At 50.5% G+C, this 15,829-nt stretch carries 13 protein-coding genes and 3 pseudogenes; 11 read left to right on the top strand and 5 right to left on the bottom strand.

Annotated elements, in window-relative coordinates:
• Positions 1-48: 48 nt before the first annotated feature.
• The 3 genes and pseudogenes from ACR1UW_RS11290 (at position 49) to ACR1UW_RS11280 (ending at position 2,576) form a co-directional block, all read left to right on the top strand.
• Positions 49-1,185, top strand: coding sequence for an MBL fold metallo-hydrolase (locus ACR1UW_RS11290; RefSeq protein ID WP_328212581.1), 1,137 nt, complete (start codon positions 49-51; stop codon positions 1,183-1,185).
• Positions 1,186-1,257: 72 nt separating this feature from the next.
• Positions 1,258-2,040, top strand: a complete 783-nt coding sequence (locus ACR1UW_RS11285) for a sulfite exporter TauE/SafE family protein (protein ID WP_015375133.1) — start codon at positions 1,258-1,260, stop codon at positions 2,038-2,040.
• A gap of 149 nt (positions 2,041-2,189) precedes the next feature.
• Positions 2,190-2,576 (top strand): annotated as a pseudogene (locus tag ACR1UW_RS11280) (DUF302 domain-containing protein).
• A gap of 149 nt (positions 2,577-2,725) precedes the next feature.
• Here the strand turns inward: ACR1UW_RS11280 and desB are convergent.
• On the bottom strand, positions 2,726-3,844 hold the full coding sequence (desB, locus tag ACR1UW_RS11275; protein ID WP_498933377.1) for a Delta(10) desaturase DesB: 1,119 nt from the start codon (positions 3,842-3,844) through the stop codon (positions 2,726-2,728).
• A 280-nt stretch (positions 3,845-4,124) separates the two neighbouring features.
• Entirely contained in the window at positions 4,125-4,538 is a 414-nt protein-coding gene (locus tag ACR1UW_RS11270) for an EamA family transporter (RefSeq protein WP_011231547.1), read from the bottom strand.
• Between the two features lie 129 nt (positions 4,539-4,667).
• Here ACR1UW_RS11270 and ACR1UW_RS11265 point away from each other — a divergent pair, with 129 nt between their 5' ends.
• The 5 genes and pseudogenes from ACR1UW_RS11265 to ACR1UW_RS11245 all read left to right on the top strand — a co-directional run bounded on the left by ACR1UW_RS11265 (position 4,668) and on the right by ACR1UW_RS11245 (position 10,993).
• Positions 4,668-6,233 (top strand): plasmid pRiA4b ORF-3 family protein, encoded by a 1,566-nt coding sequence (locus tag ACR1UW_RS11265; RefSeq protein WP_014196111.1) that lies wholly within the window; start codon positions 4,668-4,670, stop codon positions 6,231-6,233.
• A gap of 294 nt (positions 6,234-6,527) precedes the next feature.
• A complete protein-coding gene (locus ACR1UW_RS11260) occupies positions 6,528-7,379 on the top strand; it encodes a Cof-type HAD-IIB family hydrolase (RefSeq protein WP_498933374.1) in 852 nt (283 codons plus the stop codon).
• A 185-nt stretch (positions 7,380-7,564) separates the two neighbouring features.
• Positions 7,565-8,308, top strand: a complete 744-nt coding sequence (locus ACR1UW_RS11255; RefSeq protein WP_289651182.1) for a hypothetical protein — start codon at positions 7,565-7,567, stop codon at positions 8,306-8,308.
• A gap of 641 nt (positions 8,309-8,949) precedes the next feature.
• Positions 8,950-9,129: pseudogene (locus ACR1UW_RS11250) on the top strand (AAA family ATPase); the annotation flags it as partial.
• A gap of 985 nt (positions 9,130-10,114) precedes the next feature.
• Positions 10,115-10,993: an IS982-like element ISGsp1 family transposase gene (locus ACR1UW_RS11245; protein ID WP_011231214.1), complete on the top strand. Its 879-nt coding sequence runs from the start codon at positions 10,115-10,117 to the stop codon at positions 10,991-10,993.
• Between the two features lie 3 nt (positions 10,994-10,996).
• Here the strand turns inward: ACR1UW_RS11245 and ACR1UW_RS11240 are convergent, their stop codons facing one another.
• The 3 genes and pseudogenes from ACR1UW_RS11240 to ACR1UW_RS11230 all read right to left on the bottom strand — a co-directional run bounded on the left by ACR1UW_RS11240 (position 10,997) and on the right by ACR1UW_RS11230 (position 13,591).
• The gene (locus ACR1UW_RS11240; RefSeq protein ID WP_498933371.1) at positions 10,997-11,563 is read right to left on the bottom strand and encodes a hypothetical protein; all 567 of its coding nucleotides are present in this window, start codon (positions 11,561-11,563) and stop codon (positions 10,997-10,999) included.
• Between the two features lie 191 nt (positions 11,564-11,754).
• A complete protein-coding gene (locus tag ACR1UW_RS11235) occupies positions 11,755-12,357 on the bottom strand; it encodes a hypothetical protein (RefSeq protein WP_498933369.1) in 603 nt (200 codons plus the stop codon).
• 99 nt (positions 12,358-12,456) lie between these two features.
• Positions 12,457-13,591, bottom strand: a pseudogene (locus ACR1UW_RS11230) (IS4 family transposase).
• Positions 13,592-13,674: 83 nt separating this feature from the next.
• Here ACR1UW_RS11230 and ACR1UW_RS11225 point away from each other — a divergent pair.
• Genes ACR1UW_RS11225 through ACR1UW_RS11215 form a run of 3 tightly spaced genes read left to right on the top strand, consistent with a single transcriptional unit; the run spans position 13,675 to position 15,795 of the window.
• Entirely contained in the window at positions 13,675-14,334 is a 660-nt protein-coding gene (locus tag ACR1UW_RS11225) for an IclR family transcriptional regulator (RefSeq protein ID WP_498933367.1), read from the top strand.
• 12 nt (positions 14,335-14,346) lie between these two features.
• A complete protein-coding gene (gene aroD, locus ACR1UW_RS11220) occupies positions 14,347-15,120 on the top strand; it encodes a type I 3-dehydroquinate dehydratase (protein ID WP_498933365.1) in 774 nt (257 codons plus the stop codon).
• A 24-nt stretch (positions 15,121-15,144) separates the two neighbouring features.
• Complete coding sequence (locus ACR1UW_RS11215; protein WP_498933363.1) at positions 15,145-15,795, top strand: CaiB/BaiF CoA transferase family protein; 651 nt, start codon at positions 15,145-15,147, stop codon at positions 15,793-15,795.
• The last annotated feature ends 34 nt before the right edge of the window (positions 15,796-15,829 follow it).

Genomic DNA, 15,829 nt, shown 5'->3' with positions numbered 1-15,829 from the left:
TGAGCGGCCTTTTTTAACAATCAAATATACATTAGGGGGTATGGTAATATGGTGAAAGAAATGACCGTGCAACAAATGACGGAAAAGGTGTTCAACAAAGAATCGCTGTTCATCTTGGACGTCCGCAACGAAAGCGATTTTCGCGATTGGAAAATCGAAGGGAAAAACTTTGACTATTTGAACGTGCCGTATTTTGAATTGATTGATGGGGTTGACTCGATTGTCGACCGTCTTCCGAAAGACAAAGACATCGTCGTCGTGTGCGCGAAGGGCGGATCGGCGGCGTTTGTCGCCGAACAGCTGACGGAAGCCGGGTTTGACAACGTTTATACGCTCGCTGGCGGGATGCAGGCGTGGAGTGAGCATCTCCATCAAGCGAAAGTATACGAAGATGATCAGTTGAAAATTTACCAATTCATCCGCGTCGGCAAAGGATGCCTGTCGTATATGGTCATCTCTGGCGGCGAAGCGCTTGTCGTCGATCCGTTGCGGTTTATTGACGTGTACGAACAAGTGGCCCAACAAGAAGGGGTGAAGATCACGCATATCGTGGACTCGCACTTGCATGCCGACCATCTTTCCGGCGGCAAGGCGCTGGCCGAACGAACGGGGGCAACGTACTACTTGATGAAAAGCGAGGGAGCGGTGTTTGATTTCGAGCCGCTAGAGCAGCATGACACGATCGACTTTGCCAACGTTCATTTGGAAGTGTTGGCCGTGAAAACGCCAGGCCATACGCCAGGCAGCGTCTCGTTCTTTGTCAACGGCAAATGGCTGTTCTCGGGTGACACGATTTTTGTCGGCGGTCTCGGGCGGCCGGACCTTGGCGGCAAAGTGGCGGAATGGGCGGCGGATTTGTATGACACCGTGTACGAAAAAGTCGCGGCCATGGCGGATGATGTGATCGTCTTGCCGGCTCACTACGCGAACTTAGACGAAGAAATCAACGCGGAGGGGTATGTCGGCGATACGTTGGGCCGCATCCGCGCCCGCAATGAGATGATGCAAAACAAACCGAAAGACGAATTCATCGACCTCGTCATCCAAAGCGCCAAGACGGAAACCCCGCCGAACTTTGAAGACATTGTCGCCATCAACCGCGGGCTCAAAACCGTGGATATCGAAACAGAGCGGGAGCTTGAGATCGGCCCGAACCGCTGCGCGCTGCATCATGCCCATGCCTAAAGAAGCGGCACAGATTGACAGGGGGCGGGGGCGTGCCCCGTCCCTTTTGAAACGAAAAGGGAGGAATGATCGATGGATGTTTCGCTCGCGTTTCTCATTGTCATCTTTTTCATCGGTTTTGTCGGTTCGTTTATTTCTGGGATGGTGGGGATCGGCGGATCGATTATTAAATATCCGATGCTTCTGTATCTTCCGCCGTTGTTTGGGCTGGCGGCGTTCAGCGCCCATGAAGTGTCGGGAATCACCGCGGTGCAAGTGTTTTTCGCCACGATCGGCGGCGTGTGGGCGTATCGAAAAAGCGGCTATTTGAACAAATCGCTCATTCTCTATATGGGCGCAAGCATTCTTGTTGGCAGTTTTGTCGGCGGTTACGGCTCGAAGCTGATGAGCGAGGGAACGATTAACGTCGTTTACGGCGTCTTGGCGGCATTAGCCGCGATCATGATGTTTGTGCCGAAAAAAGGGATCGATGACATTCCGCTTGACCAAGTGACGTTCAACAAAGGGGTGGCGGCCGCCTTGGCGTTCCTCATCGGCGTCGGGTCCGGCATCGTCGGGGCGGCGGGGGCGTTTTTGCTTGTGCCAGTCATGCTCGTGGTCCTGAAAATCCCGACGCGAATGACGATCGCCACGTCTTTGGCCATTACGTTCATTTCCTCCATTGGCTCTACGTTCGGGAAAATCGCCACCGGCCAAGTCGATTACATTCCGGCGCTCATCATGGTCGTCGCGAGCTTGCTTGCCTCTCCGCTAGGGGCGAAAGCGGGGCAAAAACTAAACACGAAAGTGCTGCAAGTCATCCTTGCCGTGTTGATTTTGGCGACGGCGGTGAAAATTTGGGTGGATATTTTATGATCGAAGCGCTTGAAAGGCGACGGGTCACGGGAAAAGACATGTGAACGCTGGAACTGATCATGTGTCGCCGTCCGTTTTCTGCGTGATGGTGAGCGATCGATTTGGGCATGCTAAACAACGGGAAAACATAACGAAGGGAAGAAGGAGCGATGTTCCATTACACGGTTGACGTGCCAACAGACATGGGCGAAACGATCGAGCATTTGGAAGAGAACTTGAAACAAGAAGGATTTGGCGTGCTCTGGCAGTTTAGCGTAACCGAGAAGCTGCAAGAAAAGGGGCTTGATTTTTCCACGCCGATGGTCATTTTGGAAGTGTGCAACCCGCAAGAAGCGGCGCGGGTGTGAAATGAAAACTTGTTGGTCGGTTATTTTTTGCCGTGTAAACTCGTTGTCTATCAAGAGAACGGCACAACGAAAATCGGCATGCCGAAGCCGACAATGCTTGTTGGCATGGTGAACGAGCCGGCGTTGAAGGAAATCGCGGAAGATATTGAGAAAAGGTTGGTCGCTTGCATTGACCAATGCCGTCAGTGAAAAGGAAAAAGGTGTCCCACAGACGGGGCACCTTTTGGTTGTGCACATATAAACGGAAACGCAGGTTTGCCGAAAGAAAAGCGCTCTTTTCCCCTCTTCGCCGCTATTTGATCCACATAGGAGGCGGACGGCCGCAAAGCCCATCCTTTCTACAAATTCTCTTGCCCCGCTGCTTTTTTTGTTTTTGCCCGTTTTTTGGCTGCGCGCGGCTGTTTTTCCGTTTCCAGCTCGCGATGCACAATCCGGTCGGGGTTGAGCCCATTGCCGAGCGTGCCGTACACATGGCCTTGCTTCGGCTCGATGAGCTCGTTGTGCTCGTAGTAGACGCGCGGCGTTTTCCAAAGGGCGGCCAACGCTTTTCCCATCGGCATTTCGTGGTAGCGGTCGGGCCACATTTGTTTGATGTATGTTTTCACGAGCGGGTAGTACTTCGAGCTCATCGCAGGAAAGAGATGATGTTCAGTATGGTGCGAAAAGTGGAAGTGGAGGATATCCACCCACTTTGGCACGGTGACCGACAAACTGTTCGCCAACGGATCGTTGACCGGCACTAACGGATTGAGACGATGGTTGGTTGCGATATAGCTCATGACGATCGTGTTGGCGACGAGCAGCGGAAGCAAAAAGGCGAACAGCCATTTTTCCCAGCCGACAAGCCATAACAGCCCGAGCCATGTCGCCCAAGGCAAGAAAAATTGAAATAGGACAACCGCGCGGTTTTTCCAGCGAAAGTCGTGGAAAAAGTAAAACAGCATCCGGATCGAGTGAAGGGTAAACATCACGGACAACGAGCTAAAGGCGAAAAAAGCGCGAATCGGAAACGGGATGCGGTATACCCAAGAGAGCAGGCGGCTTTTCGCTAATTTCTCCATGCTTGGCCACGCGTCCGGGTCTTTTTCTTCATGCTGGGTATGCACATGGTGGCTGGCGTTATGCCATTTCCGCCACAACTTCGGACCGGTGCAAAGCGGCCAAAAGGCGATTGCGCCGAGAAGATCGCGCAGCCAAGGTGTACGGACGACGGTGCCGTGCAAAATTTCATGTCCTAAAAATCCTAACGCAGCAAAACTGAAACCAAGCACAACCGAGATGAGGAGGTTCCATACCGGGTGAAGATGAAAAAGTGATACAGCGAGGATGCCGGCGATGACGAGCCCTACATAAGCCAAACCTCCAAACAAGCGGGACTTCACGGGTTGAAACGCTTTTTTCGGCAAATGCGGGGCCATTTTCGCCGCGTACCAGCCGAACGGGTGAAAATCATTCATTCAGTGATCTCCTTTCAAACTACTCTCCGTTTGACAAGCAGCGGCGAAGCCATTCACACACTCTTGGTCGCAACGAAGACCTTATTTCATAAAGTGATCCCAAAAGCTGTCCTCTATGCCGAAATGATGTGGAGGGCGGAGAAAAGCTCTAGGTCACTATGAAATTTATCATAACATCTTTTGGATTGTCCTGTCTATAGGCTTGATGGAAAACTGCCAAAATTGAGTATGGCGGCAATATTTCGAGAAGAACAGGCTAAACGATTGAGAAGGCGGCTGGCTAAAACATCATGATCAATGTCCCGATGGTAATGAGCAGCACCCCGATCACCACTTTCGCGGACAGCGGTTCGCCGAGAAACATCGCCGCAAACAAAATCGTCAGCACCAAGCTCGACTTGTCAATGGCGGTGACGCGCGAGACATCGCCGATTTGGATTGCTTTGTAGAAACAAAGCCACGACAATCCGGTTGCTGCTCCTGAGAGGCAGAGAAACACCCAGCTTTTCGTTGAGATCACTTTGACGCCTTGATGGGCGCCTGTCATCCAGACGATCAGCCATGCGAGCACGAGCACGACAACGGTGCGAATAGCGGTCGCGAGATGGGAATTGACGTTTTCAATGCCGATTTTCGCCAGCACCGATGTCAGCGCCGCAAACACCGCCGCCAACAAAGCATACACGATCCACATATCGATCCCTTCGCTTTCGTTGAGAATTTTTTCATCTATTATACTACGAAAAGAGGGAAGATTTCATCATGTTTCCGTTGATCTGTTATAATAGAGGGCAAGACAAGCCAATGAGAAAGGAAGAAGAGAATGATTTATCAACTCAAAGTGCAATTGAAGCATACGCGCCCTCCCATTTGGCGTCGGTTGCTTGTGCCGGGGGAGATGACGTTCGCCGAGCTGCATCGCGTGTTGCAAGCCGCATTCGGCTGGATGGACCAACATTTGCATACGTTTTACATGACAAAGGTCGGCGGAACGGCGCGGCTGGGCATTGAAATCGGCAACGAAGCGGCTGGATGGGACGGCGCCGATTACGATGAGCGGGAGGAAAGGATTGGGCAATGGTTTGTCGAAGAAGGCGACCGCGCCCAATACGTGTATGATTTTGGAGATATGTGGGAGCATGACATCGTTTTGGAAAAGATCGTCGATCCAGTTCCCGACGCGTTGTATCCGTGCTGTATCAAGGCCGTGCGAGTGGGTTTGAAAGAGGACAGCTGGGGAGAAGTGCAAGCCATAGAGGAAGAGATGAGCACAGCGGAGCTGACGGCGAACGTGAATGTGGCGCTCGCCCCGTTTCAACGAAAAGTGGTGAAGGAAGAAGGTGAGGCGAAAAAAACGAAACGAGCCGCAAGCAAAGGCAGAGTCGAAGAAGTGGAACAGGATGTATGGAAAACGCTGTTCGATCAAGCGCTCGCCTACAGGGACTTGGCCCCGTGGACATGGATGGACGATGATCAAATTTTTGCCGTGGTGACTCCTGATGGGGAATCGTTGTATTGTACGGTGATCGGGGCGCTTGGCCAGGAGTACGGCCTTGTCATTTACATCGGTGAGGAAGGGTATGCATGCTTGCAAGATATTTTATCTGGAACGTTGCATCCAAAAGACGCTGTGTTTAAAGAGCGCGCATTGCTCGTGTCGTTCGCGCCCCGAAACGACTTGGAAAGAGACGATAAAGCGATGTTGCGGAAGTATCACATTCCTGTGAGTGGAAAACAGCTGTTGCCGATGTTCCGCAGTTTTGCCCCTGGATATTATCCATGGTTTCTTTCGGAACAGGAAGCGGCATGGGCGGCTATGGCATTGGAACAAGCGGTCGTTGTCGCCGAGCGGCTGCGCGATGGCGAGCTGTCCCTAGCTTTGTCCGCTCGCGGCAACCGATTGTTTGCCCGGATTGCCGAACGGAGAGAAGACGGGCTTCATTGGCGCGACGGCTGGGTGTCGCGCCCGAAGGCGAAGAAAAAGGAAACACCGGTGCTTGAAATCGGAACGGACGAGTTGGAAAAGGTCAAGGCGCTCGATCGCGCCCCGCTGTTTGCGGAGTTTTCGATCGCTTATGTGAACAAGCCGATTCAGGAGCGACGCTGGGAGCGCCCGTATTTTCCGCTGCTGGCGCTGGCTGCCGATGCAGCGAGCGGAGTCATTTTGCATCACCAAGTGTTTCGCGGCCAGCTGGAGGCGAAGACGCTGCAACAAAGTTTTCTTGAATTTGCTCGCGCGCTCGGGCGTGTACCGAGCCATGTGCGCGTCACGAAGGAACACGGTCCGCTGCTGGCCCCGCTTTTGCGCGAGTTGGGTGTGAATATGAGCACAGGCCCAACCCCTCGTTCCGATGAAGTGAGGGAATTGTTTGAACAGTTTGCGATCTAAAGGTCTAGTGATTTAGTAGAAAACACTGTTAGTTCCGGTTGTTTCTTAATTAGAAAACCTTGCGAAATCAGTCTTCTTTTTTGGTGAAATGCCGCTGATTTGCGCGTGGCAACTGTTTTTCACCGGAATTCTAAGAAGAAGCCGATCGTGATGTCGAACAGGAGATGATGGGGGCAGGCGCTGGGGTACGGAGTGAAAAGCGCAGGAATTTCCGGCTTTCCACTAGCCCCTGCTTCTGTCGGAACACCGTTTTTCCAGCCGCTTTTGGCATGACGAAAGAAAGAGGGATCAGAGATGTTGATTGCACTCGATATGGACGGAACGCTATTAAACAGGGAAGGAAAAATCAGTGAACGAAACCGGGCGGTCATCACCGCAGCGCAGGCGCAGGGCCACATCGTCGCCGTCGTGACAGGGAGGGCGCGCAAAGACGCGCTCGCCCCGCTTCGCGAGGCGGGCATTATCTGCCCGATTGCCAGCTTAAACGGCGCGGTCGTTTCGCTCGAAGACGGCACGGTCATCAGCGAGGCGCCGCTCGAGCGGACAATCGTCCGTCCGACGCTTGAGTGGGTGCGCGAACAGTCCGATTTGTATTGCGAGACGTACACGGGCGATGCGGTCTATGTCGGCCTGCACAACCGCGCCCAATGGGAGGCGCTCGCTTCCGGGATGGCCGATGCGGCGCCAGAGGTGAAGTGGCTCGTGAACAAGCAGTTCCAGCAGGCGCGGGTGATGTATGTTGATGACATCCGCACGGTGTGGGACGACCCGCAGACGGTGATGTATAAGCTGCTGATTTTCGCCCTCGACCGCGAGCGGCTGCGTGATGTAGCGTCGCGATTCGCCGCACTCCGTGGTGTCACGGTCACCTCGTCGCACCCGCACAATATTGAGATGAACAACGAACGGGCGACAAAAGGCGAGGCGCTCAAACAGCTCGCCGCCCATTACGGCATCGATGTGCGCGACACGGTCGCCTTTGGCGACAGCCATAACGATTTGTCGATGTTTGAGGTGGCGGGCTGCCGCGTCGCCATGGCCAACGCCGCCCCCGAATTGAAAGCGAATTGTGATTTCGTCACCCTCTCCCATGAAGAAGACGGCGTGGCGGCGGGGCTTGAGCGGGTGCTTGCGAAACGGGTGTAGCGGCACCCGTTTTTTTCGATTGGACGTTCACCACATCGCTTTGGATGTAGAGAGGCTCAGGTTTCCGGTGCTTGCCCCGTCTGCTGAAACGTGAATGTGTGCTGTCGGAGAGGGGAATCGTTTTCGCCGCTTATGGACAACAGTCGCATCATCATCTCAACGTATGGCAACGAAAGGGGAGAACAATGACGCACGATCGCATTCAAGACTGGATTGGAATGTGGCGGGTGCCGGTGTATACAGCGGCGGTGGCGCTGTATATGGTGGCCCAGTTTGTCGAGACGGCCCCCGTTCACTATGCTATGGGAGCTGCAGCGCTGTCAGCGTTTATTGTGTCCACGTTTTTCGCCCGCGGGGTGTACCAGGTGTCGGGAGCTCTGTTTTTTGCATTTGGTGTTGGATTGTTTTGTTTCGGATGGGCGCTGCTTGTGCGCCGGGTGAAGCGGTATGCGGTGATGGCGCTCTGCCATTGGAAAGAGCGGACAGAGGGATTGGGAAACTACTTTTTCATGTTTTTAGGAGCCGGGTTGTTTGTCGAGATGCTGGCCCGGTCTCCGCTGCTCGCTGGGCTTGGAGGCTGGTTTCGCGTCGGGGCGGAACATTCCGTCTGGCTGTATGGAATGATTGCCGTTTATTTTTTCGCGACGTCGTTTGTTGGGTTTCATCCGTTGGTCAGCTTGACGCTGCTCATGCCGCTGCTTGAGCCGGTGCGGCTGCTTGTTCCGGCGGTGCCGTTGTCGATTGTGCTCATTTGTTGCAGTTTGGCGACGGTCATGTACAGCCCGTACAATATTTCTGTTTCTTTGCTGGCGGAGGAGCTGGGGGACAATCCGTATCGGATCGGCAGGAGGAATGTTCCGTTTGCGCTCGGTTATATGGCCGTAGGAATCGGCATTGCGCTGTTGGCGGAGCGGCTGTTTTTCGGCTGATATCTATGGCGTTGTGGGGTCGTTTCCCATACCCGTCAAGTTTAGCGGTATAAAATTTTTAAGACGATACTCGTGTTCATCCCCGCAGTGAATGATGGGGATCACATCCATTATTGGGCATACCAAATACCCCTCCAGAAGAGGGGTATTTGGTATTTATATCCATATCTAATTCTACCATATCTCTAATTTCGTTAAGATATCTGATGCCGTTTCTTCCCCTTTCCTTCGACCTTTCTTGGCATGTTTTCGTAACAGGGAAAGGAGAGGGAAAAGGTTGATTTCCGCCATATGCGAACGCAAAAGCAACTGGTGCCAATACGATTGGAGAAGATCGAGCGCTTTCCGTTCACTGATTTCAATGTCTTCCTTTTGATGCCAATACATCCGAGCTTGAAACATCCCCATGCACAGAGAGTCAGAAAGGCTTCCGCCGTTAACGAACGCTGCCGCCGGATAAAGCCTGTTTTCCGTGCGAGACGGGTTCATTCTTCGGGAGAAAAGAGTTGATGAATGGTTTGAATCCATGCTTTCATTTGTTTTTCCATGAAAAAAATCCTTTCTAACGTGGAGTGTTCGTTAGAAAGGATACCATGTTTTTGACGATGCACAAAGACCAAAATTCTTAACTTGATGGGTATGGGGCGAAACACCCGATTTTTACCCCAGCTGCCTTAGAAGCGATTGCCCTGCAGTCGCAGGGGTGGCCGCGAATCATCAACAACCTCTCCACCACTTGCCTGTTATACGGCGCTCAATTAAAAAAACATATGATTGACGAAGACATTGTGCGTATGGCAGCCGAAGAAATGGGGTACTGACACAGCAGGGGCTGATCGGCCCCTGTTATGTTTCATCCCGATCCATCCTCATTCTAGTTAATCATCCGAAATAATGTGCAAACGTTCGGAAATAATCTGCAAAACCTGGAATAATTCGCAAAGATTTTGCACATTATTTCCGAATCCGTCCGAAATAATTTGAAAAAGGGATTCTGAAATAATGTGCTAATTTACAACAGGCTTTACATGGAGTAGCGTGCATGGTAGGCTGGTTGCCTCTGCGAACTCCTTTTGTGCTGCGGCCTTCGCAAAAGAATCCATGCACGCAGAGGCTCCATGTCAAGCCTTATAGGGTAAGATAATTTATATTGGTATATGGATTATATTTACTTTTATGGAGCATAGGGTGCTAAACTTTTTCATTGCATTTCGCTTAAATTTTTAGTTGCAGAAAACACTACAAAGCCCGTTTTTGTTCCTGAATAGTTCGAACGGATTGCAGCAATATGTTGTACGATGGCCATGTGCCTATAATTTGCGCTCCCCTCCAATGCCATCCCATATCACTCATCTCGTCTATATCGCTTGGTTCTGCTTTTTTCAGCGCTATCTTCTGCCGGTGTAGCATTACCGTGAAACTTGAAAACGCATAGTACTAAACGCTACTCTTACTGGAAACGGCGCTTCAGTCTTATTCGTTTCAGGGATTCCGATCATGATTATTCGTATACTGTTATTGCTTTTGATATTTGAAAGATCAATAGGAACAACCGCTTTTTTGAATGGGGCAATATCAACTGAAATTAGGTCATTGTTTTGAACTTCATAATCATTAAGAACATATATATTAGCTCTCATATTAAACTCGTTTGAGTTATTAAATGATAGATAATACATTCCTCTAGTAATACTATCTAATACCCGTGGTGCTAGATAAAACTCAGACAAGCATAAAAATAGCCCTTGCTGGCGGATCTCCAGTAGAATGAAAGTGTCACCCAACATTCGAAAGGAGAGATCCCCCATGCAAGAGCACTTTCATTTTACTACAGATCCAGCCAAACTTCAAAAACAATATGCCGCTATTTTCTGTTTTGTTTCTGCCCAACTGTCGTTGATTCAAATGTATCTTCATCGCCGCAACCGTCACTTGGTCAAGCAAGAAGACGAAGTGGTCATGGCGGTTCACCTTTTGGGGAAGCTGCTGGGCTTTTCTTCCGAACGAGCCTGGCATCGTTTTGTCACGGGAAATTTGTTCACAAACGGCTCGTTTCTTGAACGCTCCCGATACAACCGCCGCTGCCGGGCGCTTGGTTTCGCCATCAAATGGATCCGTCATGAGCTGGCGAAACGTGGCCAACACCATGCTTATGCGGTCGTCGACAGCTTGCCTCTTCCGTTGTGCCATCCCGCAAGAATGCAGCGCGTCAAGCGATTTCGAGGGATCGCGGATATGGGGTATTGTGCTTCCAAAAAGCAATGGTACTACGGTTTCAAGCTGCATCTTCAAGTGACCAATCAAGGGCTGGCCATGGGCTATGTCGTGACGGAAGCGTCCTGCCACGACGTCAAAGCCGCTGAAACGGTGATGACTCAAATCCCTCATCCCTACAACTTTGGGGACAAAGGGTACATCAGCCACGCTCTTCGAGAAAAGCTGTACGAAGAACACCAAGCCGCGTTCTGGACACCGTCTCGACACAATCAAAAGCACGGCCCATCCAAGGCATGGGAAGAATGGATCAGGAAAAAACGCAAAGTCATCGAGACGGTGTTTTCGATTCTCGTAGACCAATACCGGATCACCGACATTCGAGCGAATTCCATTGCCGGGTTTGAAGTGGCACTCGATGGCATCTTGTTGGCTTATTCCTTGGTCACACTAGGGCTGGTTGAGCGCTGACGCTCAACTAGCACCACGGGTATCTAATATTTCATTTGATAGTTTTTCATCCTTAAATAGTTTTAATGAATGGTCTTCTTTATCGTCAGCTTTTAAAACGGAAATTGGCTTAATAGACTTTTGAGAAATTGCCTTAGTTTCTCCTTCCTTACCTTTTAATTGGAAATAGTAAAAAGACATGAATGTTTGAATATTGTGTTTTTCTACTGGATTCTTACTGTTTAGATTCTCTTCATATCTTTCAGTAAATAAATAAACAATATGATTACCTTTAGGCACATTGCTAATGGTAAAATTAACGGAGACTTTTCCTTTTTTGGGTACTTGAATGACATGATACTTTTCCTGTATTCCATTAATTTTGACTGAAATTGGAGTATTAGTATTTTCCATTAGGATATAAAAAACCATTTTCTCTGGGGTTCTAGTATTATGTTTAAAAGTATAAGTTGCTTCAAACTTGTCATCTTGATCTACAGTGTATAACAATTTTTTAGAGTCAACTATATACTCCGGCTTTGTAGTCATACTAGTTTCTCTTACGTCTGTATAGCTATATATTTGTTTCAATTTCGGCCTCCCATCTGTTTCTTGATGGTTTCCTTTAACGATATACAAAGTGATGAAAAAAGATAGTAGCATTGAAAGTATTATGATTAAAAAGCCTGTTTTATTACTTATTGTCATAAGTCAAATACCTTTCTATAACTTTCTATAAAGGAAAAAGAAGAGAAATAGCTCTTCTTTTCCCTTAATTATAATTATTCAATAATCTTGGCGTCATTTGTTGTAGCAGTATAAGTTCCAGTTAAAAAGGTTATGGAATGAGCAGCTTCTCCATATATAAGTGTTCCTACAGAACCTTTTGCCTTTTTGTTTGTACCTGTTGTAACATCAGCAGCACTCTTTGTAGCATATTTTATCTCTTCTTGATTATCTACCCATGTAATTTTTGAAGCAGATGGAGATTGTTTTCCTAACCAAGCATTAACCACTACTACTGGAGTTAATTGATATGGAATTGTACCATGAACGCCTTCATAATATAGTCCTTCGTCTACTACATAGGTATAACCCTTGGCCCCTACAAATTCTGTACTTGTTGATGAAGTGGAAACTTGTCCTGAAGACACTTTTCCTGAACTTTCAACTGGTACTTGGATGCCTACACTCTGTTTAAGATTCCAAGTTTCTGGATGTTTAAGATCAAGCCCCTTGACGCTTGGGTGATAGGATTGAATGGCCTTGATTTCTTGTTGTTGTTTTGCCGTTAACACATCCCCTTCAGCAGCAAAGCATACTGTAGCTATAGAAGTCGACAATGCTCCGATGAGTGAAAATGCTAATACTTTTACCTTTTTCAAAATAAACAACTCCCTTCTATTATTTATTAATAATCTTGTAATTCGACAGATTTTTCCCAACTCCTTCAAAATAATACTAAAATTTATCACGAGTGTTGATTATCCAAAATTAGACATACGCCTTCCATAAATTTGGGCATACTCAAACAAAGCAGCGGCCATCCCGGATTTCCAATCGAGAGGAAGCTGCCCAGAGAAAAAACGGCGAACGAACGAAATGAAGGAAAGAGAGACGTTCGTCTGTTTTTTGGTTTGATCATACAGCCATCGCAGCAACACATACGCGATGAACGCCGCAAACAGTTGGTTGTATACCGCATTTTCCGTCGTGCCAAACAAGGTCGGGACATTCGAGATATTGCTTCACCCAACGGAAAAAGACCTCAACAGTCCAACGTTGTTGGTACATGTCGGCAATGGTTTCCGCAGACGCATGGAAGAGGTTCGTCACGACCCGAATGTCGCGGCCATTCGCATCTCGAAAGATCACCACCCGGTGACGCTTGGTGGAGCGGCATTGTTTCATCCCCAACTGGCACGTGAAGTCGGCTTGAACCGATGAGGATGTGCTGGAAAGGCGTTTCAAGCTTTTTTTCTGATGAAGTTCGATGTTGTCCTTCATCCGAATGACAAAGAGCTGATGCTGCTCCACAAATCGATCGAGGCGTTCGATTTTGACATACGCCCGGTCTTCCACCAGCACTTGTTGAGGGTTCGTCAACTGTTCTCCCACCGGGCCATCATGACGCAGTCCGATGGTTTCCACCACGTCTGCCGGCAGCGAGGATTCCGGCGAATACGCGACGTGCAGCTTCACTCCGGCGCGTTCGCCGTGATACGGAGCCCATGGCAGGCGGTTTTTCCCGACCGTGACGGTCGTCGAATCCACCACCCGAAGCGGTTTGGGAAACCGAAGCGAGCGGCGGGTTTGGCGGTTGCACTTGGAAATGATCAACGCCAACAAGCGTTTCATGATGTCATAGGGAACTTCTTTCGCTTTCTTGGATACAGTTGAATAATGGAATCGCGGCAATCCATACAGAGGCCCCACATCGGCTCCGTGGCGAAAGCTTTTCCATTGATGCATGGCGGCCAGCAGGAAGAAGTGAATCCACTCGCGCAACGGAAAGGTTCGAGACGAATCACGATACCCAACCGCTTCGGCAATCCGTTGAATCTCTTCATCCGAAACAAGTTTTTGCATCAAATTCGGGAGTGTGGTATGCTTGTTCATAGAGAGCACCTCCTGGGTTTGTTTGTGTCGCTACTCACATTCTACAGGAAAGGTGCTCTTTTTTCTATACCCTTTGGATTTTATTGGATAATCAACACGCCTGTTCGCTGGCCAAATCAACGACAACGCGCCTGCTCGCCACGCTGGAGCAAAACCGCTTGGTCGTCAAAGATCCGGAGACGTTAAAGTACCGTCTTGGACAAGGATTGTACTATTTAGGATATATTGCCGGCAAATCGATTAAAGTGCGGGAAATCGCGCGGCCGGTGATGGAGCGGCTGCGCGACGAGACGCGGGAGACGGTGAACTTATACGTGCTGGAACAAGATGCCCGCGTTTGCGTCGAACAGTGCGAGGGGCTTCAGGCGCTGCGCCATATGGTGAGAATCGGCGAGCGGCTGCCGCTTTGGGCGGGGGCGGGGGGAAAAGTATTGTTGGCCTATCAATCGCCCGAAGTTCAAGAGCGGATTTTTGCGCAAGTGCCGACAAAGGAACGATTGGATCGTCTGACGGCGGAGCTTGAGGTGATTCGGGAGCGCGGCGTTGCGTCTAGCATCGATGAACGGGAAGTCGGCTCTGCGGCCGTTGCGGCGCCCATTTTCGACATCCGCGGGGAAGTGGGCGCCTGCTTGTCCGTCTCTGGGCCGGCGCATCGATTTACACGGGAAGTGATGGAACAATTCGAGAGGCTCGTAAAAGAAGGAGCACAAGCCATTTCCGAAAAACTAGGTTATCGACCATAAGGGGGAGAGCATATGGCGATTGCAAAGCGTGCTGTCCGTGTGCGCAATGTCTTGATCGGGGGAGACGAACCGTGCATTTGCGCCCCGGTCGTCGGAGCGGACGCGAAGCAAGTGTTGGAGGAAACAAGGCAAATCACGGAGAAAAAGCCGCATCTCATTGAATGGAGGGCGGACTTTTTCGAGGCGATTCGGGACGAACAGGAAGTGGCGGCCACATCGAGAAAGATGCGGGCGATTGCCGGAGACATCCCGATTTTGTTTACGGTTCGTTCCGAACTGGAGGGCGGCCGACCGATTTCCTTGACAGAAGAGGAAAAGCTGCGGTTGTTTGAAACAGTGTGCCAAAGCGGCGCGATCGATTTGCTTGATTACGAGCTTGCCCATGAGCCCTATGTCCCCGCTGTCCGTCAGCTGACCCGCTGCTATGGAGTGCGTCTCGTTTTGTCCTATCATAATTTTGATTGTACGCCATCTAAGGAAGAGCTTGTCGCGAAAATGCGTCAAGCGGAACAATGCGGCGCCGACATCGCGAAAGCAGCTGTGATGCCGAAAACGCGGGGGGATGTGCTCACGCTGCTGCAGGCGACGGAAGAAGCGCGAAAAGAGGTGGACATCCCGCTGATCACGATGTCGATGGGGGCATTGGGCGCCATCACCCGCCTGGCAGGCGGATTGTTCGGCTCTGCCGTCACCTTTGCAGTCGGACGGCAAAGCTCGGCGCCGGGGCAAATTCCGATTGAAGACGTCCGGACCGCGTTGTCGGTCATCATGACATACGGACAATAAATCGAAATGGGGGAGGAGATTGTCATGGCGCGTTTGCCGCTGGAAGGCGTCAAAGTGCTTGATGTGTCGACAATGATCGCGGCGCCGTTTGGGGCGGTTTTGCTCGGTGATTTTGGCGCCGATGTCATCAAGGTGGAATTGCCAGGAAAAGGGGATACGCTCCGCCATGTCGGGCCGTTCAAGGATGGGGAGCCGCTCCGCTGGCCCGGACTGGCGCGCAATAAACGGTCGCTCACGTTGGATTTGCGCAAAGAAGGCGGCGGATATGAAGAACTGAAGCGGATCAATCCGAAGCTGGTGATGATTCGCGTCTCGGGCTACGGGCAAACAGGTCCGTTTCGCGAGAAAGCCGGATTCGGCACGCCGGCGACGGCGTTCAGCGGGTTTACGTATTTGCAAGGGTATCCGGACCGTCCGCCGGTCAGCCCGATTTTGAGCATTAAAGATATTTTTGAGCATCCGCATTACCAAGCAAGGGAAAACATCATCGAAGTCGCCCATCCGCGCCTTGGCAAAATTAAAATGCCCGGCATTGTGCCGAAATTCGAAAAAACACCAGGCGCCATCCGCCGCACTGCTCCGGATTTAGGCGAGCATACCGAAGAGATTTTGCAAACGATGCTTGGCATGTCCAAGGAAGACATTGAGCGGCTGCGAGAAAACGAGATCATATGAATGAACGAACGGCGGCTTGCCGTCTTCCCGGCTC

It is taken from the genome of Geobacillus lituanicus (assembly GCF_050994965.1).
GTDB classification, from domain to species: domain Bacteria; phylum Bacillota; class Bacilli; order Bacillales; family Anoxybacillaceae; genus Geobacillus; species Geobacillus stearothermophilus.
The sequence above is the reverse complement of the archived record's forward strand: the minus strand, read 5'-3'. Positions and strand labels throughout refer to the sequence as shown.

Bases quoted from the DNA above. Each gene is read 5' to 3' on its own strand.
- ACR1UW_RS11215 (WP_498933363.1), top strand. From the start codon at position 15,145: ATGGCGCGTTTGCCGCTGGAAGGCGTCAAAGTGCTTGATGTGTCGACA.
- ACR1UW_RS11290 (WP_328212581.1), top strand. From the start codon at position 49: ATGGTGAAAGAAATGACCGTGCAACAAATGACGGAAAAGGTGTTCAAC.
- ACR1UW_RS11260 (WP_498933374.1), top strand. From the start codon at position 6,528: ATGTTGATTGCACTCGATATGGACGGAACGCTATTAAACAGGGAAGGA.
- desB (WP_498933377.1), bottom strand. From the start codon at position 3,844: ATGAATGATTTTCACCCGTTCGGCTGGTACGCGGCGAAAATGGCCCCG.
- ACR1UW_RS11270 (WP_011231547.1), bottom strand. From the start codon at position 4,538: ATGTGGATCGTGTATGCTTTGTTGGCGGCGGTGTTTGCGGCGCTGACA.
- ACR1UW_RS11245 (WP_011231214.1), top strand. From the start codon at position 10,115: ATGCAAGAGCACTTTCATTTTACTACAGATCCAGCCAAACTTCAAAAA.
- ACR1UW_RS11255 (WP_289651182.1), top strand. From the start codon at position 7,565: ATGACGCACGATCGCATTCAAGACTGGATTGGAATGTGGCGGGTGCCG.
- ACR1UW_RS11265 (WP_014196111.1), top strand. From the start codon at position 4,668: ATGATTTATCAACTCAAAGTGCAATTGAAGCATACGCGCCCTCCCATT.
- ACR1UW_RS11285 (WP_015375133.1), top strand. From the start codon at position 1,258: ATGGATGTTTCGCTCGCGTTTCTCATTGTCATCTTTTTCATCGGTTTT.
- aroD (WP_498933365.1), top strand. From the start codon at position 14,347: ATGGCGATTGCAAAGCGTGCTGTCCGTGTGCGCAATGTCTTGATCGGG.